The following is a 20,912-nucleotide window of genomic DNA, read 5'->3' as shown; positions in this document are numbered from 1 at the left end:
ATGTCTTTCGCATTGTTAATTGGTTAATTGCTACACCTTGGGCACTTAAAACGTCAACAATGGGGACAGGTTTTATTTGTTTCTCGATCGGCGTTATGCTCGTTTAATTCTGATATTCTTGAATGTCAGGTTGCCATGAGAAAAGTCTAAAAAGGCCCCCATCTGGTATTTCTTTTTTTAAATTTCGCATGGTGCATGGTGCGGAAAGTTCTGGCCTGCTTCAGTTTTATTCAGTTTTTTCCTTTGTTGATGAATGGGCGAGGGAGAGGGCAAGAAAAGTACGGCTGCGCGCATTTACATATCTTAAATGTTAGAATGTATTTCTTAATATCGTCGCTTTATTGAGTTGTATGTATAGTTTTGCTGTATCGTGACGCCCTAAAAAAGAGGCTTCAGCTTGCCTCTTGGTTTGCCGTCGCCTCTTGCATGACCGGGTATCAACGCGAGTCGTCGTCGGTGCCGGTGGGGGAGTCCCGGGAGCTTCGGCCACCTCTGACATAGTCAAGCAATGCCAGTCTGATTTCTTCTTCGCTTGCTCCGATTTCCTGGAGCGCAAATTTGATTTCGGCAAGTTCCTTGCCGGGCAACGTTTGCGGCCCCGTATTTTCTGTGGATTCCTTGCCAAACATGGGCCCTCGGCCGGTGATCAGCCAATCGGCATTGATCTCGTAGGCCGTGATCCATCTCGCGAGGGTATCGACCTTGGGTTGGCGATCATTTTGGATGTAGCCGGACAAGGTTGCCTTCGTGATCCCGCCTGCGCGTGCGAAATCCTGATGCTCAACCCTGAGCTCATGGATAACATCCTGTAGCCTTTGTCTAAAATCGCCAGCTCCCATAAAAAATAATACCTGATCAACGAAAAACGTTGACTGAGTTTGAGTTTTTGATTTAGTGGTTCACTCAGCAACCGGGTGAATCCCAAATTCCCCCAATCTCGGAGATACGGAAATGAGTGACGAGATTAGGAAATGTAGTGAATCGTTACACCCCCGAAAACCCACGCGTCAAGCGCGGCTCAAGGCCTGGATGGTCAAGTTCGGCATCGAGGCGCGGGCTTTGGCGCAGGCCGCAGGGGTCAGTCCTCAGATGATGTCCATGATCATATCCGGGAGCAGGGCTCCCAGGGAACGCATCGAGCGGCTCGTGGCCGCCGGTGTTCCACGGGATCTGCTGCCAGAGCCTTCGGAGGGCAAGCGCGGCCCCAAGCCCTCGACGACGCATCCGGCGGCTTGACGCGTTTGTGCGTCTATCTGTGTGGCCGCATTTTGGCGCACCGACAACATGAGAAACGGGAGGAAATTGCATCATGACCCTGAAGCTCGACAAGCTGAGTCTGTACGACGCCATCCAGCTTTCCGTGACCAAGTCCGGCAAGACGCGGGACGAGATCGCCGCGGAGGTGGGCTGGGCCGCGTCCAACGCTAACCGCATCTTCTCCACCGAGAACTACTGGCCAAGCCTGCCGACCATCGCCCGCTTCTGCGTGGCCTGCGGCAACACGCTGCTCCTGGACTGGCTGCATTCCCAGGTGCGCCAGGGCGGCCTGCTGTTCGATCCGGAGCCCATGGACGCCGCCGCGCTGGTGCTGTCCATGGGGCGCATGTTTCGCGAGCTGGGCGACGTGGCCCGCATCGGCGAGCGCAGCGTGGCCGACGGCAGGGTCAGTCCCGACGAGGCGCGCAGGCTCATCCGCGAGCTCTACGACGTCATCGAGGAGGCCACGGCGGCTCTCTCCGGGCTGCACGCCGTGCGCGATGCGGAGCGGAACTGATGTTCGCCTTTCTTCGCCGTACCCGGGGAGTGTCCCCCATCCTGGGCGGGGAGGCCGGGCTGTCTTGCCGCGGCTTGGTCTCCCCGCATCCCCCGGTGCGACGAATTTTCGTCACCTCCACAACAGGGGGCGCGGGCCGTTCCGGCTCCGCCCCCGCAACCACCACGGAGGAAGCCATGAATGCACTCGATGGATTCGACGAGGCCCTGCGCGGGATGAAGCAGGCCGTGCTCGATCTGCGTGGCCGGTGCGTCTGCCGTCCGGAGGACGTCTCCGGCGCGACCGCGGCCCTGGCCATGCTGGAGATGGTCGGGCGCCGGGTTCGCTGCGAGGTTTCGCGGGGCCCGGTCTCCGCGTCCACGGGCGCGGATTGGCGCGAACGTCAGCTCCCCGCAGGGGACAGGTAGGAGGCCGTCATGCTGGCGGATGCGGAAGGACGCATTGCTCCCCCGGTTCCTGCCGCGCCTGCGGGCGCAGTCTGGCCCGTGCGCGTGGAGCTGGTGGCGGAGGACCGGGAAGGCCGCGTGGTGACGCGCCGCCTGGTCATGGAGCCCGGCCTGTCCTCGTTCAGGGAACTGCTGACGGACCTGGATTCTTGCGGCTACCGGGGCCTAGTCCTGCGGAGGCTGCGGGGATGAGCGGCGCGGCGGTGGCGGACCTGGTGGCGTTGGGCGTGTTCGCCTGGGGCCTGTGGACGGCTGCGGCGCTGGCCTACGCGCTGGTCCTGGTGCTTCGCCGGATGCTGGGGAGGGGGGGACGATGAACGGCTCCGCTGTTTCCCCCGGGATCGTGCGCGCCCTGGAAGGCGCAAGGCGGGCCTTGGATCCCGGCATTGCCGAGCGGGAGCGCCAAGCCGTTGCCTTGTGCGCCTCCATGGCTGCGCTGGGCCTGAGCAACGCCCTGCGGCGGTTCTCGGGCGATGCCGCCGAGGCCGTGTCCTTGCGCCGCCGCGCGGAGCTTCTGACCGCCGAGCTGGAGACCCTGGAAAATCTTTGCGGTGGGGGAGGGCGGTCATGAAGCCCGGCCTGTGCGAGACCTGCGCCCATCGCGGCCCCTGGCGCCATCTGTTCGCGCATCCCATGGAGGAGGCAGATTGCCGGGCGCGTGGCGTGGTGGTGGACTCCTGGACCATGCCCGAACAGTGCGACCGATACGAGGCTGCCCGCAGTGCGGATGCCTCGGAAAGCGATACGCCGCGTCCTGGTCAGGGGAGCGGGGAGTTCTGAGATGCTGCGGCCAGGCATGGACATCGTGATGCAGCGCGGCAGGCATCTGCCCGTGGTGGTGCGGGTTCACCGCCACGACTCGCGGGGCTTCTGGATAGGATTTCAGCATGTGCACGGGCGCGTGCGGCCGGACCATCTGCGGACCTTCCGCGGCGACGACGTCCGGGCTGTGCGCGTACCCGAGGGATTCCAGACTGTGCTGCCGGGCGTTCTGGCGGCGGACGACGAACAGATGGAGGGAACGAAATGAGCGGCGAGGATTTTCTGGGCAGGGGATTCCGGGACATCGCCACGGCGGCGATCCAGGACGCTTTGTCGGCCCTGGCGGAGAACGGGCAGATCGTGTTCGTGCGCGAGGCCGAGGATCCGTACCGGCATCGCCAGGCCTTCACCTCGCAGGAGGTGGCCGAGCTCTACGGCGTGCCCAGGCGGACCCTGGAGCTGTGGCGCAAGGAGGGGCGCGGGCCCCGCTACACGCGCCACGGCAAGCAGGTGCTCTATCCGCGTGCGGCCCTGGACAACTTCTTCGTGAAGCAGGCTGTCCTGACGGTGGACGACGATGGGCTGCTCTAGGCTAGGACTCTTCGTCCCCGCCGTCCTCCACCGCGGCCAGGACGTCCGCGATGATGGCCTGGCGGTCGCGTTCGCGCCCGGGGATGAGCTTGGCGTAGCGCAAGGTCATGCTGATCTTCTCGTGGCGCATCATTTCCTTGAGCTCCTGCAGCGTGACCTTGCCCGACTGGGCCAGCCAGCTGGCGAAGGTGTGGCGCAGGGTGTGGAAGATCACATGGTCGCAGGCGCGCGGCCAGCCCTCGTTGAGCTCCAGGGCCTCCACGGCGCGGCCGAAGCTGGCGCTCACGCCGCTGGTGATGGGGCCGCCCTTGCGGGCCTGGAAGATGTATTCCCCGGGGGCGCGGCCGTAGGATTGCAGGAGTTCTATCATGTCCTGCGGGGCGGGGATGGAGTCGCGCTTGCCGCCCTTGGCCGTGAAGCGGATGACGCCCGCCCGGGCGTCGACGTCGGCGCCCGTGATGGTGAAAATCTCCGTGGCGCGCAGTCCGGTCTTCAGGGACAGGAGGCTCATGTCGTGGAGCTGCACGGAGCGGTTCTTCAGCTCCGCGAGCAGGGCCTTGGCCTCCTCGGGCGTGAGATAGCGTTCGGATTCGTTGTCCGGCTGGGGCAGGGAGAATTTCGAGTTGCGTCGGGAACGCAGGGGATTGGGGCCGGTGTAGAGCTCCATGCCGATGGCGTGGTTGATGGCCCGGCGCACGAAGGAGAAGCAATGATTGACGGATTGTTCGGACATGCGGCGGCCGAGCTTGGCCTTGTGCGCCGCAAGGATGGCCACGGTGACGGCCTCGATGGGCAGGGCGGCGAAGGTGGCGCGCATGTGCTTTTCCCAGCGGTTCATCTCCTTGTCGATGAACTTGCCCTCGTTGCGCGCCCAGTCCTCGTAGGATTCCACGGCCTGGCCCACAGTGAAGCGTCTGGACATGGGGGAGGGCACGGGCTTGCCCTCGCGGATGGTGTTCACCAGGTCGTTGCGCTTCTGGCTGGCGTACTCGGGCGTGATGCCTCTGGAGGCCCAACCGATGGTCTGCCAGTGACCCTTGCCGTCTGCGCCCTCGTACCAGATCACGTAGCAGCGGTCCGCCTTGCCGCGGTGACGGCTGGTGGCGGATTCCCTGTAGTAGACGCCTCTGAAGCGGGTCTTGAGAAATTTGCGGGAAGCCATGCCCCGTGGATAAGCGAAGCGCATCCGGCGTGCAACTTACTTATCCATAACTTATCCAGAAATGAGAAAAGGGTTACAAGCGGTGCTCGTAACCCTTTGAAATCTTTGGTGCGCCAGCCAGGATTCGAACCCGGGGCCGTCGGCTTAGAAGGCCGATGCTCTATCCACCTGAGCTACTGGCGCGTGAAAGGTTGGGTCATATACGTTAGGACCGGGCAGGGGGTCAAGCCTGGGGCCCGGTTGCTGGGGTTGTGATACGCCATCGCAGCGCGTTGCTCAATGGTGATTTGCGGGCGCGGCGGCATCAGGGTGAGGCGGGGCTGTTCCCTTTGTCCCGGTGGGGCTGCCTCCTTGCCCGTTGGTCTTTGCGCGGGGCTGTGCTAGAGGATGCCTCCCGGCGGTTGCGCCGGGGGCGCGCGCGTCTTGCCGCGCCATCCTGTGCCGGAAGGTGATTGTGTGAGTTCCGCATTCGATACCTTCGCCGACGTGCAGGCCCATCTGGCCGGGTTGGGCATGTACCATATGGATCTGGGCCTGTCCCGGGTGGAGGAGGCGCTTGAGCGCCTGGGCTTGGCCGCGCAGCCGTATCGCGCGGCCCATGTGGTGGGCACCAACGGCAAGGGCTCCGTGTCCCTGTATCTGGCCGAGACCGCCCGCGCCCACGGCCTGCGTACGGGATTGTACGCCTCGCCGCATTTCGTGTCCGTGCGCGAGCGCGTGCAGGTGGACGGGCGCATGCTCGGCGAGGAGACCTGGGTGCGCCTGGGCAACGAGGTCCTGGCCGCGTCCGGGCCCGACGGCCTGACCTATTTCGAGTTCGTCACCGTGCTGGCCGCGCTGGCCTTCGCCCGCGCCGGAGTGGAATTCGCGGTGCTGGAGGCCGGGCTGGGCGGCCGCCACGACGCCACCCGCGCCCTGGGCGCGGACCTCGTGGCCTTCTCCTCCATCGGCCTGGACCACACCGCCATACTCGGGCCGACCCTGGCTCACATCGCCCGGGACAAGGCCGGGGCCCTGCGCCCGGGCGCGCCCGCCCTGACCACGCCTCAGGTTCCCGAAGCCCGCGACGCCCTGGCCGCCGAGGCCCGCGCCCTGGGCGTCGCCCTGCGCCTACCCGAGGACGTGCCCGGCCCGCTGCCCGAGCCTCTGCGTCCGGGAATGCCCGGCCCGCACCAGGAAGCCAACGCCCGCCTGGCCCTGGCAGCGTGGCGCGCGCTGGCTCCTGTCCTGGGCCGCGCCGTGGACCCCGAAGCCTGCGCCCGGGCCCTGGCCGGGGCGCATCTGCCCGGACGGTTCCAGCGCGTTCCCGGTCCGCCCGAGCTGATCCTCGACGGGGCCCACAACCCCCCGGCCCTGGCCGCCCTGGCTGCGGCCCTGCAAGAGCTGGGCATGTCCCCCTCCCTGGTGGCCTTCGGCTGCATGGCGGACAAGGACCTCGCCACCATGGCCCCGCAGGTGGCCGCTCTGGGCCGGGGCCCCATCCTGGCCGTGGGCATGCCCCACAACGAGCGCGCCATGCCCGCCTTCGACCTGGCCGCCGCCCTGGGCCCCCGTGCAACCCCCGTGGCGGACATGGGCCGGGCCCTGCCCCTCCTGTCCCGGGACCCCGGCCCCGTGCTCATCTGCGGCTCCCTGTACCTCCTCGGCGAGTTCTTCGCCCTGCGTCCCGACCTCCTGGGCTACGATGCCTCTGATCTGGAACTTTAATAAAAATAGCTGGCTATAGCTCAGGCTGTTCCACGATGCGTGGATGCAAGGCGCAAGGAAAACGCAAGGCCGACGCGTATTCCAACGCTTCCGCTACGCGAGGGTTTGCGTTTTTCGCAGCAGCGTAGCCGCCACGCGGCGAAGCGACGCAGCAGACGCGCGTCGTGGGACAGCCTGAGCGGACTTGCTAGGCGTCGTTGGAATGGTTAGTTTTCCGTTTCGGTCGTTTTTATAATTGTCCGCCCGCACCTCAACCGGAAGGCGACGATGGAAAACCTGTTCCGGCATCTGCCGTCCGTGGACGCCGCTTTGGCGGCCCTGGACGCCGACGAAACCCTGCCCGCCGCGCCGCGCGCCCTGGTCAGGGACCTGGTGAACGGCTTTTTCGACTCCCTGCGCGACGACATCCGCGCCGGGCGCGTGCCCGGGCCCGAGGCCCTGGGGCTGCCCGCGCTCCTGCCCGGGCTGCGGGCCGCCGTGCGCGCGGGCGTGCGCCCGCATTTCCGCCGCGTGCTCAACGCCACGGGCGTGGTCATCCACACCAACCTGGGCCGCTCCATCCTGGCCCCCGAGGCCATGGACGCGGTGCGCGACGCCTGCGCCCACTATTCCAACCTGGAGTTCGCCCTGGACACGGGCAAGCGCGGCAGCCGCTACAGCCACGTGGAGGACCTGCTCTGCCGCCTCACCGGGGCCGAGGCCTCCCTGGTGGTGAACAACAACGCCGCGGCGGTCATGCTGGTGCTGGACACCATGGCCAAGGGCCGCGAGGTGGTGGTCTCGCGCGGCGAGCTGGTGGAGATCGGCGGGTCCTTCCGCATCCCCGACGTCATGGCCAAGAGCGGGGCCGTGCTGCGCGAGGTGGGGGCCACCAACCGCACGCACCTGCGCGACTACGAGAACGCCATCACCGAGGACACGGGCGCGCTGATGAAGGTCCATTGCTCCAATTTCCGCGTGGTGGGCTTCACCTCGGCGGTGAGCGGGGCGGAACTCTGCACCCTGGGCCGCGAGCGCGGCCTGCCCGTCATCGAGGACCTGGGCAGCGGCAATTTCAACGAATTCGGCGGCGGCCCCCTGGACGAGCCCGTGGTGGCCCGGGTGGTGGCCGAGGGTCTGGACGTGGTCACCTTCTCCGGCGACAAGGTCCTGGGCGGGCCCCAGGCGGGCGTCATCGTGGGCCGCAAGCAGTGGATCGACCCCATCAAGTCCAACCCCCTGAACCGGGCCCTACGCATCGACAAGATGACCCTGGCGGCCCTGGAGGCCACCCTGCGCCTGTACCTGGACCCCGAGGCCGCGCGCCAGCGCGTGCCCACCCTGCGCATGATCGGGGCCGCGCCCGGGGAGCTCAGGACCCGCGCCGCGCGCCTCAAGCGCCGCCTGGCCCGCGCCCTGGGCCCGGCCGCGCGCCTGGCCCTGGTGCCCGGCGAATCCCGCGTGGGCGGCGGATCCTTCCCGGAATGCGGCCTGCCCACCACCCTGGTGGCGGTGGAGCCGTCCGATGGCACCGGCGCGGACGAACTGCGCGCCCGGCTCCTGAACACGGACCCGCCCCTGGTGGCGCGCATCGAGGACGACCGCCTGCTCCTGGACCCGCGCACCCTGGACGACACGGAATTTTCCCTGGCCGCCGGGGCCCTGGCGCAAGCCTTGGGCCTGTGAGACGGCTTTTCGCACACGACAACCATTGAGCAGAACAAGGAGCCTTTCCCATGGCCAAGACCAAGAAGAAACCCGAATTGAACTACGAGCCCTCCAGCTGCTGGGAGGCCTATTCCTCCGCGAAGGACCGCAAGGCCATGGACGCGCTGGCCAGGCGCTATATGGAATTCCTGACCCAGTGCAAGACCGAGCGCGAGACCGTGGACTACATCCTGGAGCGGGCCCGCGCCGCCGGGTTCCAGGAGGGCGTGGGCGACAAGGCCGCCGTGCGCGTGATGCGCGGCAAGAGCGTCTGCCTTGTGCGGCGCGGCCGCCGTCCCTTGTCCGAGGGCCTGCGCCTCATCGGGGCCCACGCCGACACCCCGCGCCTGGACCTCAAGCAGCACCCCCTGTACGAGGCCTGCTCCGTGGGCCTGGCCAAGACCCACTACTACGGCGGCATCCGCAAGTACCAGTGGCTGGCGCGGCCCCTGGCCCTGCACGGCGTGGTGGTGCGTGCCGACGGCCAGACCGTGCGCGTGAACATCGGCGAGGACCCGGGCGACCCCGTGCTCACGGTCCTCGACCTCTTGCCGCACCTGGCCTACGAGCAGGTGGAGAAGAAGGTCTCCAAGGCCTTCGAGGCCGAAAAGCTGAACATCGTCCTGGGCCACGCCCCGGCCGTTCCCGCCAAGGGCGAGGACAAGGCCAAGGAGCCCGTGAAGCAGCGCGTGCTGGAGCTGCTCAACGAAAAGTACGGCATCGTGGAGGAGGACCTCTTCTCCGCGGAGATGCAGGTGGTGCCCGCCGGCCCGGCGCGGCCCGTGGGCCTGGACGGCTCCCTCATCGGCGGCTACGGCCAGGACGACCGCATCTGCTGCTTCACCGCCCTGGAGGCCTTCCTGAACTCCGCCGAGCCCGAGCACACCCAGGTGGCCCTGTTCTGGGACAAGGAGGAGATCGGCTCCGAGGGCGCAACCGGCGCCAAGAGCCGGTTCTTCGAATACTGCGTGGAGGACGTGGTCCGCGCCTGGGAGCCGGACACGCGCCTCTCCGAGGTCTTCCTGAACACCAAGGCCGTGTCCGCCGACGTGCACGGGGCCATGGACCCGGACTACCAGGAGGTGCACGAGAAGCTGAACAGCTCGCTTCTGGGCTTCGGGCCGGTGTTCTGCAAGTTCACGGGCCATCGCGGCAAGGTCGGGGCCAACGACGCCCACGCCGAATACGTGGGCTTCATGCGCACGCTGCTGAACAAGGCGGGCGTGCCCTGGCAGATGGCCGAACTGGGCAAGGTGGATCTCGGCGGCGGCGGCACCGTGGCCAAATACCTGGCCGAGTACTGCATGGACATCATCGACTTCGGCCCCGGCGTCCTGGCCATGCACAGCCCCTTCGAGGTGGCCTCCAAGGCCGACGTCTACGCCACGGCCAAGGCCTACGCGGCGTTTCTGGAGAGCTAGGGGGAGGCGGGGCGCCGCCCCGCACCCCGCTCAAGGGGGTTACCCCCTTGAGAATCCCTGTATGAAAAGCCGCCTCCCTGGGGAGGTGGCTTTTTTATGTCAGGGGGGAGGGGGGTGGTCTCAGCGGTCCTGGGCCACGGCCTGCACCATCGCCAGGGGCGTCATGGTGCGTTCGGCGGTCGCTTCCGGGGACAGGCCCGAGTCCAGCAGGCGGCGGATGACCAGGGGCATGGGCTCGCCCACCTCCACCAGGTGGCCATCCGGGTCCTGGATGCGGAAGCAGCGCTGGGTCCAGGGCATTTCGCGCGGCCCGTGCACCGCCGCCGCGCCCGCCTCCTGCGCGCGCGCCCAGGCCGCGTCCAGGTCCTCGGATTCGAAATACAGCTCGAAGTTGTCGCGGCCCTGGGGGGCGGCCGGGCCGCCTCCGTCCACGCCGTGCACCGCGCCGAGGGCGCAGCCAGCCTCCCACAGGCAGAGCCCGCCCTTGTAGGCGGTGTAGTTTTCGCCCACGCCGAACAGGGTTTCCTGGTCCAGCAGCCCTTCGTAGAATGCGCGGGACGCGGCCATGTCCGCCACGAAAATCGCCGGTCCCTCGAAACGGATGCTCATGCTGCGGCCCTCCTTGGATTCGTCGCGGCGCAAGCATAGCGGTTTCATTCTCCGGGGGCCAGCCGGGGTTTGGGCGCGCTTGAGCCGGGGGCTGTTTTCCCCTACAAAAGGCTGAGTCTTTCAGGGGACAACAAAGGAGTCAGACCATGCCGCTCATCATGGGTACCGCGGGGCACATCGACCACGGCAAGACCACCCTCATCAAGGCGCTCACGGGCATCGACTGCGACCGCCTCAAGGAGGAGAAGAAGCGCGGCATCACCATCGAGCTGGGATTCGCCTTCCTGGACCTCCCGGACGGCGAGCGCCTGGGCGTCATCGACGTGCCCGGCCACGAGCGCTTCGTGAAGAACATGGTGGCCGGGGCCGGGGGCGTGGACTTCGTGCTTCTGGTCATCGCCGCGGACGAGGGCGTCATGCCCCAGACCCGGGAGCATCTGGAGATCTGCTCGCTGCTGGGCGTGCGCGCCGGGCTGGTGGCCCTGACCAAGACGGACATGGTGGAGCCCGACTGGCTGGACATGGTCGGCGACGACGTGGCCGGGTTCCTGGACGGCACCTTCCTGGAGGGCGCGCCCATCCTGCCCGTGTCCGCCCACGACGGCGCTGGCCTCCCCGAATTGCGCGCGGCCATCGCGGACCTGGCGCAGGCCTGCGCCGCCCGCCGCCGCTCGGACCTCTTCCGCCTGCCCGTGGACCGCGTGTTTTCCATGAAGGGCCACGGCACCGTGGTCACGGGCACCCTGGTTTCGGGCTCCATCGCCGAGGGCGAGGACGTGGTCCTCGAACCGCGCGGTACGCGCACCAAGGTCCGAGGCCTGCAGTCCCACGGCGAGTCCGTGGCCCTGGCCCCGGCGGGCCGCCGCACCGCCGTGAACCTCGCGGGCCTGGAGGTGGAGGACGTGGAGCGCGGCGAGGTCCTGGCGCGGCCCGGGACCCTGTTCCCGGCCCAGGTCTGGGACCTGGAGCTGACCTATCTCTCCACGGCCGGGCGCGAGCTCAAGCACCGCAAGCAGGTCCATTTCCACCACGGCACCAGCGAGGTCCTGGCGCGGGTCCACCTCCTGGACCGCGACGCCCTGCGCCCCGGGGACACGGCGCTGTGCCGCATCCTGCTGCCCGAGCCCCTGCCCGGGGTCTACGGCGACCGGGTGGTGCTGAGGTCCTTCTCGCCCCTGCGCACCATCGCGGGCGGCCGCGTCGTCAACCCCCTGGGCCGCAAGGTCCGCCGCAAGAACGACGAGGCCCTGGCGCGCCTGGCGCTCCTGGCCGGGGAGGACCAGGAGGCCGTGCTCGCCGCGCAGCTGGATCTGGCCGGGAGCGAGGGCGTGTCCCTGGCCATGCTGCGCACCATGGCCGAGCTGGAGGCCAAGGAGCTGGACAAGATGGTGCAGGGGCTGTGCGCGCGCGGCCAGGCCTTTCTCTTCGACCGCGAGAACCGGGCCTATGCCTCGGGCGCGGTGGTGGAGGACCTCTGCGCCTCGGCCCTGGCCGCCGTGGAGGCCTTCCACAAGCGCGAGCCCATGAAGCAGGGCCTGTCGCGGGGCGAGCTGGCCTCGTCCTGGGGGCGGGGCCTGGCGGAAAAGCTGTTCCATTTTCTGGTGGAGCGCCTCTTGAAGCGCGGCGACCTGGTGGCCGTGGCCGAGGTCCTGCGCCTGGCCGGGCACAAGGTCAGCCTGGCCGCGGACCAGGAAAAGCTCCGCGCCGAGGTGCTGGCGGCCTACGAGGCCGGGGGCCAAACCCCGCCCAACGTGCGCGACGTGCTGGACCCCCTGGGCCTGGAGTTCAAGGAGGCCGCCGGGGTCTTCCGCCTGCTGCAGGAGCAGGGCCTGCTGGTCAAAGTCAAGGAGGACATGTTCTTCCACGCCCCGGCCCTGGCCGGAATCCGCGACGCCACGGCCGCCTTCATCGGCCAGAAGGGCGAGATGGAGGCCAAGGACTTCAAGGAGTTCACCGGATTGTCGCGCAAGTATTGTATTCCGCTCCTGGAGTTCTTCGACAAGGAAAAGTTCACCGTGCGCGTGGGGGACAAGCGCGTACTGCGCAAGGGCTAGCAGGCCGCCCCAAAACAGCGATCTGCTGCGTTGCTGCGAAAAATTCAAACCCTCGCGTACGAGGAGTACGCGTCGGTCTTGAATGTTTCTTGCGCCTTGCATCTCACTATTTTTGAACGGCCTGCGAACAATGGCTGTACAACTATTTGCCAGGGCCATGCAGGCTTGCATTCAGTAGCATGTGAGGGGGGAGAGTGCTGTTCGATTTCTTCGCTCCCAGGCTGGATTACCTGCTGTTCATCCACGCCCTGGGTTTGTTCTTCATGGCCGCCTTTTGCGCGCATTTCTTCGTCTGCGGCCGCAGGCTGACCTGGTGCTGGCTGGCCCTGTTCGCGGTGAGCCTGTCCCTGGCCCTGGGGCTGCGGGTGGTGGCCCAGGCCATGCCCGATCCCGGCGGCCTAGTGGACATGGCCGAGGCCGTGCAGGCCCTGTCGGGCTTCTTCCTGATTCTTTTCGCCCTGCACGGGCTGGTGGGCTCCCGGCTGCGCGGCCTGGGCTATCTCCTGGCCGCGGGCCTGGGCGTGCTGCCCGTGGCCGGGGCCGTGTTCCTGGAGAGCCGGGGCTTCCACCTGGCCGTGACCCTGGGCTTCGCGCCCTGCGCCGGGCTGCTGGCCCTGGTTTCCCTGCGGCGCAACGCCGGGCAGTGGCGGGAGGAGCTGAGCCTGGTGCCCGCCTCTGCCCCGCTGCTGGGCCTGTATCTGGCCGTGGTGGAGCTGGGGCCCCTGGCCCACGCCCTGGCGCGCGCCGCGCTGCACCGCGCGGAGCTGGGCGCGGCCCTGCCCACCGTGCCCCACGCCGTGGCCGGGGCCGTGACCTGCGTGGCCGTGGTGGCCGCCCTGGCCCGGTCCTCGGCCTTCTGCATGGACCTGGCCGCGGGAAAGCGCCCCGGCCGCCTGGCCTACACCTTCGGCCTGACCGCCGTGGTGGTGGCCGTGTTCGTGGGCTTCGCCATCACGGACCTCCTGGGCCGCCGGGCCAGCGATTCCATCAAGGACGAGCTGTTCATGCGCGTGAGCGCCGTGGGCAACGCCCTGGCACCGGAGGAGGTGGCCCAGCTGCCCGTGGCCGGAGGCGCCGAGGACAGCGAACCGTACAAGCGCTTGCTCATGCAGCTGACCAAGATCAGGCTTTCCAACCCGGACCTGCGCTTCGTGTACATGGTGGGCCTGGGCCCCGGGCGCAAGGCCGTGATCACCCTGGACACCGAGCCGCCCACCTCCGTGGACTACGCCGTGGCCGGGGAGCCCTACGAGGAGGCCCCGCCCGAGCTGCTGGCCATCTTCTCCAGCGGCAAGACCGACCTGGTGGGGCCGTACACGGACCGCTGGGGCTCCTGGATATCCGGGTTCGCCCCGGTGCGCGACGAGTACGGGGCCATCCTCGGCGTGGTGGGCATGGACATCCGCGCCAGGAACCTCCAGGCCAGCGTGGCCATGAGCCGCTTCCTGGGCATCATCATGGCCTTTCTGCTTTCGGTCATCGGCGTGGGCGCGGGGATCATCCTGCAGCGCAACCGCGAGCTGGCCATGGTCAACTCGCGTCTGGCCTCGGAGATGCGCGTGCGCGCCGACGCGGAGCAGGGCCTGGCCGACTCCGAGCGCAAGTACCGCCACCTGGTGGAGATGGCCAACGACGGCATCGCCATCTTCCAGCGGGACATGGTGCGCTACGCCAACCCCGTGCTGGCGCGGCTGCTGCACACCACTGTCCAGGACCTGGTGGGCAACAGCATGGCCGTGCTGTTCCCGGAGAGCGAACGCGAGCGGGTGCGCCTGTTCCATTCCCGGCGCATGGAGGGCGACGAGTCCCTGAGCAGGCTGGAGACCGGGCTGCTCACGGGCACGGGGGGCAAGGTGCCCGTGGAGATGAACGCGGGGGTCATCACCTACGAGGGCGAGCCCGCGGACCTGGTGCTGTTCCGCGACGTCACCGCCCGCAAGCGCGAGGAGGACGCCCTGCGCAGGAGCGAGCGCCGCTTCCGCGACCTGTCCTACCGCGACGAATTGACGGGCCTGTTCAACTCGCGGTTTCTGGCCCTGCGCGGGGTGGAGGAGGTCCGGGCCGCCGAGGTCACGGGCAAGGACCTCTCCATGGTCATGATGGACGTGGACGACTTCAAGGACTTCAACGACACCTACGGCCATCCCGCCGGGGACGAGGTGCTGCGCCGCCTGGGCCGCGTGGTGGGCTCGGAGCTGCGCGAGGACGACCAGGCCTTCCGCTACGGGGGCGAGGAATTCTCCCTGCTCTTGCCCGGCTCGGACGGGGCCACGGCCCTGGGCATCGCCGAGCGCATCCGCACGGCCTTCGCCGTCGAGCGCTTCCAGCCCCCGGGCGGGGAGGAGGGCGTGGGCCGGACCCTGTCCCTGGGCGTGGCCACCCTGCGCATGGGCGAGGAGTTCGCCTCCCTCACGGCCCGCGCGGACCAGGCCCTGTACCGGGCCAAGCACAGGGGCAAGAACCTCTGCTGCCGCGAGGAGGAAGAGTGCTGATCAGATGTTGTCGCAGCGCTGGAACTCGTGGCCCGCGGCCGTGAGTTCCTCGTAGCGCCGCATGCAGCGGCGCACGCATTCCGTGAGCCGTTCCCCCAGGATGCCGCGTCCGGCCCTGCCCTTCCTGGACGTGAGCATGACGCCGTTGTCCAGGGTCAGGCGCAGGCAGTAGGCCACGGATTGCCCCTCCTCGGGCCCGGCCAGGGCCGGAGCACGGCCGTCCAACATGACTTCCGCGTTCTTGATGAGCCCGTCGTACCGGCTCAGGCACCCGGCCAGCTTGTCGTGGTCGGACTGGCCCAGGCGCACGGCGCCCGAGGGTTCGTTGGAGGTGAGGTATGTCACCGAGGCGCGGGGCGCCTTGCGGAGGGTACCCACGGAAATATTGGAGGACAGCCGGAAACCGGCGATGGCCAGGGAGGCTGCGATGAGGCCGCCGGCCAGACAGTAGAAAAACGTTTTCATATCGTATGGCGGGCAAAACCGGCCCGCCTGTCGAATCCCGGAATAGTGATATATCGATGGAGAAAGGATACTCGATGCCCAGAGCGGGGGCAAGAGACGTTTATGGAGCGGTTCGGCGACAAATCCGAAGCTTTTGTTTTGGCCCGCCTCGGGGTACACTGGGGACCGTGGCCCCGGGCGTCCGGCGCGCCCGCCCCGAAGCACGAAAAAAGCCCCGCCATGGGCGGGGCTTGCCTTGCAATGGGGTGAGTGATGGGACTTGAACCCACGGCCACTTGGGCCACAACCAAGTGCTCTACCAACTGAGCTACACCCACCGTGAAAGGAAGGTTGGTTTAACCGAGGAGCGTTCCCCGGTCAAGCCTTTTTCAGACTGAGAAACCTAGCAAGGCGGAGTGAATGGACAAACTCGTTATCAAGGGCGGCGCGCCCCTGTCTGGGCGCATCCGCGTGGGCGGCTCCAAGAACGCGGCCCTGCCCATCCTGCTGGCGGCCCTGGCCGTTCAGGGGCCCATCACCTACACCAACGTCCCGGTGCTGCGCGACATTCGCACCACCTTGAAACTCTTGGGCATCCTGGGCTGCGAGACCTCCTTCGAGGGCCACACCGCCCGGGTGGAGATGTGCGACCTGCGACCCGAGGCCCCCTACGACCTGGTCAAGACCATGCGCGCCTCGGTGCTCTGCCTGGGGCCGCTCCTGGCGCGCCTGGGCGAGGCCAAGGTGGCCCTGCCCGGTGGCTGCGCCATCGGCGCGCGGCCCGTGGACCTGCACCTGAAGGCCCTGGAGGCCATGGGCGCGGCCTTCGACCTGGACGCGGGCTACATCCACGGCACCTGCGACGGATTGAAGGGCGCGCACATCCAGTTCGACTTTCCCACCGTGGGCGGCACCGAGAATCTGCTCATGGCCGCCGCCCTGGCCGAGGGGCAGACCGTGCTGGTCAACGCCGCGCGCGAGCCCGAGGTCCAGGACCTGGCCGAGTTCCTCAACGCCTGCGGCGCGAAGATCAGCGGCCACGGCACCAGCGTCATCACCGTGGAGGGCGTGGAGCGCCTCACGGGCTGCGAATACCGCATCATGCCCGACCGCATCGAGGCCGGGACCTTCCTCTGCGCCGCGGCCATCACCGACGGCGAGCTGATCCTGGAGGACTGCCCGCTGTTCGAGCTGGAGGCCGTGGCCCACAAGCTCCGGGAGATGGGCGTCTGGATCGAGGAGCGCGACGACGGCGTCCTTTGCCGCCGGGGCACGGCGCTCACGGGCGTCAACGTCACCACCCTGCCGTACCCCGGGTTCCCCACGGACATGCAGGCCCAGGTCATGGCCCTGATGTGCGTGGCCGGCGGCGCGGGCATGATCAAGGAGACCATCTTCGAAAACCGCTTCATGCACGTGCAGGAGCTGGCGCGCATGGGCGCGCACATCACCCTGGACGGGCGCACGGCTCTGGTGCGCGGAGTGAAGTCCCTGACGGGCGCGCCGGTCATGGCCTCGGACCTGCGGGCCTCGGCCTCCCTGGTGCTGGCCGGGCTGGCGGCGGTCGGCGAGACCCACGTCCAGCGCATCTACCACCTGGATCGCGGCTACGAGCGCATCGAGGAGAAACTCCAGGCCGTTGGCGCGGACATCAGGCGCGAAAGCGAATAGCCCGGCCCAAGCCGATTCCCGAGCGCCCCGGCCTCCGTTGAGGAGGCCGGGGCGTTTTGGTTTTCATCCCGGACGTTGACGCGGGACGGCCAAAAGTGGTTATACTTACAGTGCGGTGAACTGGAAACTTCAGGTCTCGGAACGGGCCCGGCGCGCGGGCGGGGGGCTCCGGGGAGGGAACGCGGATGGGCAACGACTCACGGGGACCGTTCAGGGGCATCACGGGGCAGGGCGGATTTTTCTGCGTGCTGTTCATCTGGGCCTGCCTGCTCTTCAACTGGCCCCTGATCACGCTGTCCGAGGGCCGCGGCCTGTTCCTGCAACTGTTTTTGAGCGCCGTGGCCGTGATCCTGGCGCTGCTGGTCACGGCCCTGTCGCGCGGCGCTTCCGGCCGCAAGGACGGGTAGGGGGCGCGCATGGATCAGCCGGTCCTGTTCCTGTGCATCGTCGCCCTGTACGCGGCCTTCGTGCTGGGCGTGGCGCTGCTCGTCGAGCGCACGGCCTCGCTGCGCAAGGCGGTGGAGAACAGCGCCGTGGTCTACGCCCTGTCCCTGGCCGTGTACAACTCCACCTGGTCCTTCTACGGCAGCGTGGGCCTGGCCGCGCAGTCGGGATTCATGTACATGCCCATCACCCTCGGCGTGGTGCTTTCCGCCACCCTGTGGTGGGTGGTGCTCAGGCGCATGGTGCGGGTCAAGGCCGAGCGCCGCGTGACCAGCATCGCGGATTTCATCTCCGCGCGCTACGCCAACTCCCAGTCCGTGGCCGTGCTGGTCACGGTCATGGCCCTGGTGGGCTCCCTGCCCTACGTGGCCCTGCAGATGCGGGCCATCCTCTCGTCCCTGCGCGTCGTGGTCGTGCCCCTGCAGGGCGACCCCGCCCCCCTGGCCGCGATGCTGCTGGAAGTCAGCGGCCCGTTCCTGGTCATTTTCACCACGGTGTTCACCATTCTGGTGGGCGTGCGCCGCCTGGACCCCACGGAGCGCCACCAGGGCATGGTGGCGGCCGTGGCCGTGGAGTCCGTGGTCAAGCTCGTGGCCCTCTTGGCCGTGGGCGTGTACGTGATCTGGGTGATCTACGACGGGCCCAACGACATCCACGCCAAGAACCTGGCCCTGCCCTGGCACGTGAACCGGGGCGTGGGCGACGGCGGCAACGTGGCCTACATGCGCTGGACCACCATGATGCTGCTGGCCGTGTGGGCGGTGCTGTTCCTGCCGCGCCAGTTCCACGTGGCCGTGGTGGAGAACTCCGACGAGCGCCACATCCTCACGGCCATGTGGCTGTTCCCGCTCTTCGCCGTGCTCCTGCAGGTGGTGGTCACGCCCATAGCCATGGGCGGCCTGGCCCTGGGGCTGCCCCGGTCCCAGGCCGACACCTTCGTGCTGCGCCTGCCCATGATGCACGGGGCGCACTGGCTGGGCGGGCTGGCATTCATCGGCGGCTTTTCCGCGGGCATGAGCATGATCATGGTCAGCGCCATGACCATGGCCACCATGATCACCAACCACATCGTCCTGCCCCTGGCCGAGGCCGCGCCCGGGCTGCGGGGCCTGCGTCTGTTCATCCTGCAGTGCCGCTGGGGCGTGGTGGCGGCGTACCTCTGCCTGGGCTACGTGTTCCACCTGCTGCTCGGCGAGAGCTACCTGCTGGTGAACATCGGCATCATCTCGTTTTCGGCCGTGCTGCAGTTCGCCCCGGCCGTGGTGGGGGGGATGCTCTGGCGCGACGCCACGCCCCAGGGGGCCTTGGCCGGGTTGGGCACGGGGTTCGTGGTCTGGGGCTACACCCTGCTCCTGCCCGCCTTCGTGAACAGCGGGCTCTTGCCGTCCTCGCTCCAGTCCGAGGGGCCGTGGGGCCTGGGCTTCCTGCGGCCCGAGGCCCTCTTGGGGCTGGACGCCATGGATCCCCTGACGCATTCCGTGTTCTGGTCCCTGCTCTGCAACGCGGGGGCCTACGCCGTGGTCTCCCTGTGCACCACCGGCCTGGCTGGCGAACAGCGGCCCATGGGCTTCGGCGACATGCCCACCGAGCGGCGCGGCCCCGGAAAGGCCGGCGAGTGGGAGTCGCATATCCATCTGGTCAACAAGCGGGGCAGGCTCACGGAATTGTTCGCGAGCTACCACCCCCGCCCCAGGGCCCAGGAACTGGCGGACCGCTGCGTGTCCACGGCCGGGATCGAGGGTGCGGAGCGCATCAACATCCGCCAGCTCATGGACCTCTACGCCGAGGCCGAGCGCCTGCTGGCCGGCATGGTGGGCACGGCCGCCGCGTACAGGGCCCTGCGCACTGCGGACCTCTACACCGCCCGCGAAACCATGGAGCTCTCCGAGGTCTATGCGGGGCTCCTGGCCGAGCTCAAGCTGTCCCCCGACGATCTGGCCCAGCGCGTGGACTACTACCAGGAACGCGAGGCCATGCTCACCCGCCACGCCGAGGAGCTGCTCTCGGCCAACAGCAGGCTGCGCCAGGAGGTGGCCGAGCGCCGCCGGGCCGAGGTGGAGGCCTACAAGGCCGAGAGCAGGTACCGCAGCATCTTCGAGAACGCCCTGGAGGGCCTGTTCCAGAGCACCATGGAAGGCAGGCTCATCAGCGCCAACCCGGCCATGGCCCGCTTCCTGGGCTTCGACAGCCCGGAACAGCTCCTGGGCGAGGTGCTCAACGTCTCCGAACAGCTGTACATGGACCCGTCGCAGCGCGAGGTGCTGCTGCGCGAACTGGAGAAATACGGCGGCGTGTCCGGGTACGAGATCAATTTCCGCCGCCGCGACGGCACGCCCCGCTGGGGCGGGCTGCACGCCCATGTGGTGCGCGGCGAGGACGGGCGGATCATCCTCCTGGAGGGCATCCTGGAGGACATAGAGGACCGCAAGCGCGCCGAGGACCAGTTGCGCAAGGCCAACCGCTACGTGCAGGACATCATCGATTCCATGCCCTCGGTGATGGTGGGCGTGGACGGGGCCGGGGCCGTGACCAACTGGAACCGCGCGGCCGCCGAGGTCCTGGGACTGGCCGACGACGCCAAGGGCAGGCCCCTGGCCGAGGCGCATCCGGACCTGGCGCCCGTGGCCAGGATCCTCGAAGAGGCCCTGGACACGGGCGAGCCCCAGCGGCTCGGCAAGCTGGCCGTCGTCGGCGGGGGCGAGACCCGCTACCGCGACGTGATGGTCTTTCCCCTGACCTCGGGCGGGACACGGGAGGTGGTGGTGCGCATCGACGACGTCACCGAGCGGGTGCTGATGGAAGAGATGATGATCCAGACCGAGAAGATGATGTCCGTGGGCGGGCTGGCCGCAGGCATGGCCCACGAGATCAACAATCCCCTGGGCGGCATCCTGCAGTCCGTGCAGAACATCGGCCGCCGCCTGGCCGACGGCCTGCCCGCCAACGAACAGGCCGCCGAGGCCGAGGGCTGCACCCTGGCCCAGGTGCGCGGCTACCTGGGGCGGCGCAGGATCCTGGACATGGTGGACGGCATCCGCGCCTCGGGCCTGCGCGCGGCCGAGATCGTGGCCAACATGCTGGACTTCAGCCGCCGCAACGAGGCCGGACGCAGCAGCGTGGACATCAACGAGGTGCTGGACAACGCCGTGGAACTGGCCTCCAGCGACTACGACCTCAAGAAGAAGTACGATTTCCGGAATATCCGCATCGAGCGCGACTACGAGCAGGGCCTGCCTCCGCTGATCTGCGCGCGCACGGAGATCGAGCAGGTGGTCCTGAACCTGCTCAAGAACGCGGCCCACGCCATGTTCGGGGCCGAGTCTGGGAACGGCGTGCCCACCATCACCCTGTCCACCAGGCGCGAGGGGGACTGGCTGCGCATCCGGGTGGCGGACAACGGCCCGGGCATGGACGAGGGCACGCGCAAGCGGGTCTTCGAGCCCTTCTTCACCACCAAGGAGGCGGGCATGGGTACGGGGCTGGGCCTGTCCGTGTCCTTCTTCATCGTGACCTCCAAGCACGGGGGCTCCTTCACCGTGGACTCGGCCCCGGGCCAGGGCGCGGCCTTCAACATGCTCCTGCCCCTGGAGCCCGCGGCTTTCGAGGACTAGCCGGGCGCGAAAAAGCCGCCCTTCCCGAGGGGGAAGGG

Annotated in this window: 18 protein-coding genes and 2 tRNA genes; 14 read left to right on the top strand and 6 right to left on the bottom strand. The window is 68.0% G+C overall.

Annotated elements, in window-relative coordinates; all coding sequences use genetic code 11:
• Window positions 1-437: 437 nt before the first annotated feature.
• Window positions 438-839 (bottom strand): helix-turn-helix domain-containing protein, encoded by a 402-nt coding sequence (locus tag ACYYG1_RS11090; RefSeq protein WP_461210375.1) that lies wholly within the window; start codon window positions 837-839, stop codon window positions 438-440.
• Window positions 840-1,309: 470 nt separating this feature from the next.
• Between ACYYG1_RS11090 and ACYYG1_RS11085 the strand changes: the two genes are divergently transcribed.
• The 6 genes from ACYYG1_RS11085 to ACYYG1_RS11060 all read left to right on the top strand — a co-directional run bounded on the left by ACYYG1_RS11085 (window position 1,310) and on the right by ACYYG1_RS11060 (window position 3,573).
• Window positions 1,310-1,774, top strand: coding sequence for a phage regulatory CII family protein (locus ACYYG1_RS11085; RefSeq protein WP_461210374.1), 465 nt, complete (start codon window positions 1,310-1,312; stop codon window positions 1,772-1,774).
• Between the two features lie 176 nt (window positions 1,775-1,950).
• A complete protein-coding gene (locus ACYYG1_RS11080; RefSeq protein WP_461210373.1) occupies window positions 1,951-2,181 on the top strand; it encodes a hypothetical protein in 231 nt (76 codons plus the stop codon).
• Window positions 2,182-2,190: 9 nt separating this feature from the next.
• Window positions 2,191-2,412 carry a hypothetical protein gene (locus ACYYG1_RS11075; RefSeq protein WP_461210372.1) on the top strand — a complete coding sequence of 74 codons (222 nt, stop codon included), beginning with the start codon at window positions 2,191-2,193 and terminating at the stop codon, window positions 2,410-2,412.
• Window positions 2,413-2,533: 121 nt separating this feature from the next.
• The gene (locus ACYYG1_RS11070) at window positions 2,534-2,791 is read left to right on the top strand and encodes a hypothetical protein (protein ID WP_461210371.1); all 258 of its coding nucleotides are present in this window, start codon (window positions 2,534-2,536) and stop codon (window positions 2,789-2,791) included.
• 210 nt (window positions 2,792-3,001) lie between these two features.
• A complete protein-coding gene (locus ACYYG1_RS11065) occupies window positions 3,002-3,250 on the top strand; it encodes a hypothetical protein (protein WP_461210370.1) in 249 nt (82 codons plus the stop codon).
• Window positions 3,247-3,573, top strand: coding sequence for a helix-turn-helix domain-containing protein (locus ACYYG1_RS11060; protein ID WP_461210369.1), 327 nt, complete (start codon window positions 3,247-3,249; stop codon window positions 3,571-3,573). Before ACYYG1_RS11065 ends, ACYYG1_RS11060 begins: the two co-directional genes overlap by 4 nt.
• A 1-nt stretch (window position 3,574) precedes the next feature.
• On the opposite strand, the gene ACYYG1_RS11055 is transcribed toward ACYYG1_RS11060, so the two are convergent.
• Both ACYYG1_RS11055 and ACYYG1_RS11050 read right to left on the bottom strand, forming a co-directional pair.
• Window positions 3,575-4,735: a tyrosine-type recombinase/integrase gene (locus ACYYG1_RS11055; RefSeq protein ID WP_461210368.1), complete on the bottom strand. Its 1,161-nt coding sequence runs from the start codon at window positions 4,733-4,735 to the stop codon at window positions 3,575-3,577.
• A gap of 106 nt (window positions 4,736-4,841) precedes the next feature.
• Window positions 4,842-4,918: transfer RNA gene (locus ACYYG1_RS11050), tRNA-Arg, on the bottom strand.
• A gap of 273 nt (window positions 4,919-5,191) precedes the next feature.
• Between ACYYG1_RS11050 and ACYYG1_RS11045 the strand changes: the two genes are divergently transcribed.
• From ACYYG1_RS11045 to ACYYG1_RS11035, 3 genes are all read left to right on the top strand, one after another.
• Window positions 5,192-6,442, top strand: a complete 1,251-nt coding sequence (locus tag ACYYG1_RS11045; RefSeq protein ID WP_461210367.1) for a bifunctional folylpolyglutamate synthase/dihydrofolate synthase — start codon at window positions 5,192-5,194, stop codon at window positions 6,440-6,442.
• A gap of 267 nt (window positions 6,443-6,709) precedes the next feature.
• Complete coding sequence (selA, locus tag ACYYG1_RS11040) at window positions 6,710-8,107, top strand: L-seryl-tRNA(Sec) selenium transferase (protein WP_461210366.1); 1,398 nt, start codon at window positions 6,710-6,712, stop codon at window positions 8,105-8,107.
• Between the two features lie 50 nt (window positions 8,108-8,157).
• A complete protein-coding gene (locus tag ACYYG1_RS11035) occupies window positions 8,158-9,549 on the top strand; it encodes an aminopeptidase (RefSeq protein ID WP_461210365.1) in 1,392 nt (463 codons plus the stop codon).
• A gap of 120 nt (window positions 9,550-9,669) precedes the next feature.
• Here the strand turns inward: ACYYG1_RS11035 and ACYYG1_RS11030 are convergent, their stop codons facing one another.
• Window positions 9,670-10,158: a VOC family protein gene (locus tag ACYYG1_RS11030; RefSeq protein ID WP_461210364.1), complete on the bottom strand. Its 489-nt coding sequence runs from the start codon at window positions 10,156-10,158 to the stop codon at window positions 9,670-9,672.
• 146 nt (window positions 10,159-10,304) lie between these two features.
• Between ACYYG1_RS11030 and selB the strand changes: the two genes are divergently transcribed.
• Together selB and ACYYG1_RS11020 are read left to right on the top strand one after the other, a co-directional pair.
• Window positions 10,305-12,212, top strand: a complete 1,908-nt coding sequence (gene selB, locus ACYYG1_RS11025; RefSeq protein ID WP_461210363.1) for a selenocysteine-specific translation elongation factor — start codon at window positions 10,305-10,307, stop codon at window positions 12,210-12,212.
• A gap of 194 nt (window positions 12,213-12,406) precedes the next feature.
• Window positions 12,407-14,704, top strand: coding sequence for a sensor domain-containing diguanylate cyclase (locus ACYYG1_RS11020; protein ID WP_461210362.1), 2,298 nt, complete (start codon window positions 12,407-12,409; stop codon window positions 14,702-14,704).
• On the opposite strand, the gene ACYYG1_RS11015 is transcribed toward ACYYG1_RS11020, so the two are convergent.
• Window positions 14,705-15,169 (bottom strand): hypothetical protein, encoded by a 465-nt coding sequence (locus tag ACYYG1_RS11015; RefSeq protein WP_461210361.1) that lies wholly within the window; start codon window positions 15,167-15,169, stop codon window positions 14,705-14,707.
• Window positions 15,170-15,410: 241 nt separating this feature from the next.
• Window positions 15,411-15,486 (bottom strand) — tRNA-His (locus ACYYG1_RS11010).
• 82 nt (window positions 15,487-15,568) lie between these two features.
• Between ACYYG1_RS11010 and murA the strand changes: the two genes are divergently transcribed.
• The 3 genes from murA (at window position 15,569) to ACYYG1_RS10995 (ending at window position 20,874) form a co-directional block, all read left to right on the top strand.
• Window positions 15,569-16,819, top strand: a complete 1,251-nt coding sequence (gene murA, locus ACYYG1_RS11005; RefSeq protein WP_461210360.1) for a UDP-N-acetylglucosamine 1-carboxyvinyltransferase — start codon at window positions 15,569-15,571, stop codon at window positions 16,817-16,819.
• Between the two features lie 185 nt (window positions 16,820-17,004).
• On the top strand, window positions 17,005-17,226 hold the full coding sequence (locus ACYYG1_RS11000; RefSeq protein WP_461210359.1) for a hypothetical protein: 222 nt from the start codon (window positions 17,005-17,007) through the stop codon (window positions 17,224-17,226).
• 9 nt (window positions 17,227-17,235) lie between these two features.
• Complete coding sequence (locus ACYYG1_RS10995; RefSeq protein ID WP_461210358.1) at window positions 17,236-20,874, top strand: PAS domain S-box protein; 3,639 nt, start codon at window positions 17,236-17,238, stop codon at window positions 20,872-20,874.
• Window positions 20,875-20,912: the final 38 nt, after the last annotated feature.

This window comes from Desulfocurvus sp. DL1XJH-121, assembly GCF_054819825.1.
The sequence above is the reverse complement of the archived record's forward strand: the minus strand, read 5'-3'. Positions and strand labels throughout refer to the sequence as shown.

Excerpts from the sequence above, each read along its gene's own strand:
- ACYYG1_RS11090 (WP_461210375.1), bottom strand. The coding sequence starts at position 839 with ATGGGAGCTGGCGATTTTAGACAAAGGCTACAGGATGTTATCCATGAG.
- ACYYG1_RS11085 (WP_461210374.1), top strand. The coding sequence starts at position 1,310 with ATGACCCTGAAGCTCGACAAGCTGAGTCTGTACGACGCCATCCAGCTT.
- ACYYG1_RS11080 (WP_461210373.1), top strand. The coding sequence starts at position 1,951 with ATGAATGCACTCGATGGATTCGACGAGGCCCTGCGCGGGATGAAGCAG.
- ACYYG1_RS11075 (WP_461210372.1), top strand. The coding sequence starts at position 2,191 with ATGCTGGCGGATGCGGAAGGACGCATTGCTCCCCCGGTTCCTGCCGCG.
- ACYYG1_RS11070 (WP_461210371.1), top strand. The coding sequence starts at position 2,534 with ATGAACGGCTCCGCTGTTTCCCCCGGGATCGTGCGCGCCCTGGAAGGC.
- ACYYG1_RS11065 (WP_461210370.1), top strand. The coding sequence starts at position 3,002 with ATGCTGCGGCCAGGCATGGACATCGTGATGCAGCGCGGCAGGCATCTG.
- ACYYG1_RS11060 (WP_461210369.1), top strand. The coding sequence starts at position 3,247 with ATGAGCGGCGAGGATTTTCTGGGCAGGGGATTCCGGGACATCGCCACG.
- ACYYG1_RS11055 (WP_461210368.1), bottom strand. The coding sequence starts at position 4,735 with ATGGCTTCCCGCAAATTTCTCAAGACCCGCTTCAGAGGCGTCTACTAC.
- selA (WP_461210366.1), top strand. The coding sequence starts at position 6,710 with ATGGAAAACCTGTTCCGGCATCTGCCGTCCGTGGACGCCGCTTTGGCG.
- ACYYG1_RS11035 (WP_461210365.1), top strand. The coding sequence starts at position 8,158 with ATGGCCAAGACCAAGAAGAAACCCGAATTGAACTACGAGCCCTCCAGC.
- ACYYG1_RS11030 (WP_461210364.1), bottom strand. The coding sequence starts at position 10,158 with ATGAGCATCCGTTTCGAGGGACCGGCGATTTTCGTGGCGGACATGGCC.
- selB (WP_461210363.1), top strand. The coding sequence starts at position 10,305 with ATGCCGCTCATCATGGGTACCGCGGGGCACATCGACCACGGCAAGACC.
- ACYYG1_RS11015 (WP_461210361.1), bottom strand. The coding sequence starts at position 15,169 with ATGAAAACGTTTTTCTACTGTCTGGCCGGCGGCCTCATCGCAGCCTCC.
- murA (WP_461210360.1), top strand. The coding sequence starts at position 15,569 with ATGGACAAACTCGTTATCAAGGGCGGCGCGCCCCTGTCTGGGCGCATC.
- ACYYG1_RS11000 (WP_461210359.1), top strand. The coding sequence starts at position 17,005 with ATGGGCAACGACTCACGGGGACCGTTCAGGGGCATCACGGGGCAGGGC.
- ACYYG1_RS10995 (WP_461210358.1), top strand. The coding sequence starts at position 17,236 with ATGGATCAGCCGGTCCTGTTCCTGTGCATCGTCGCCCTGTACGCGGCC.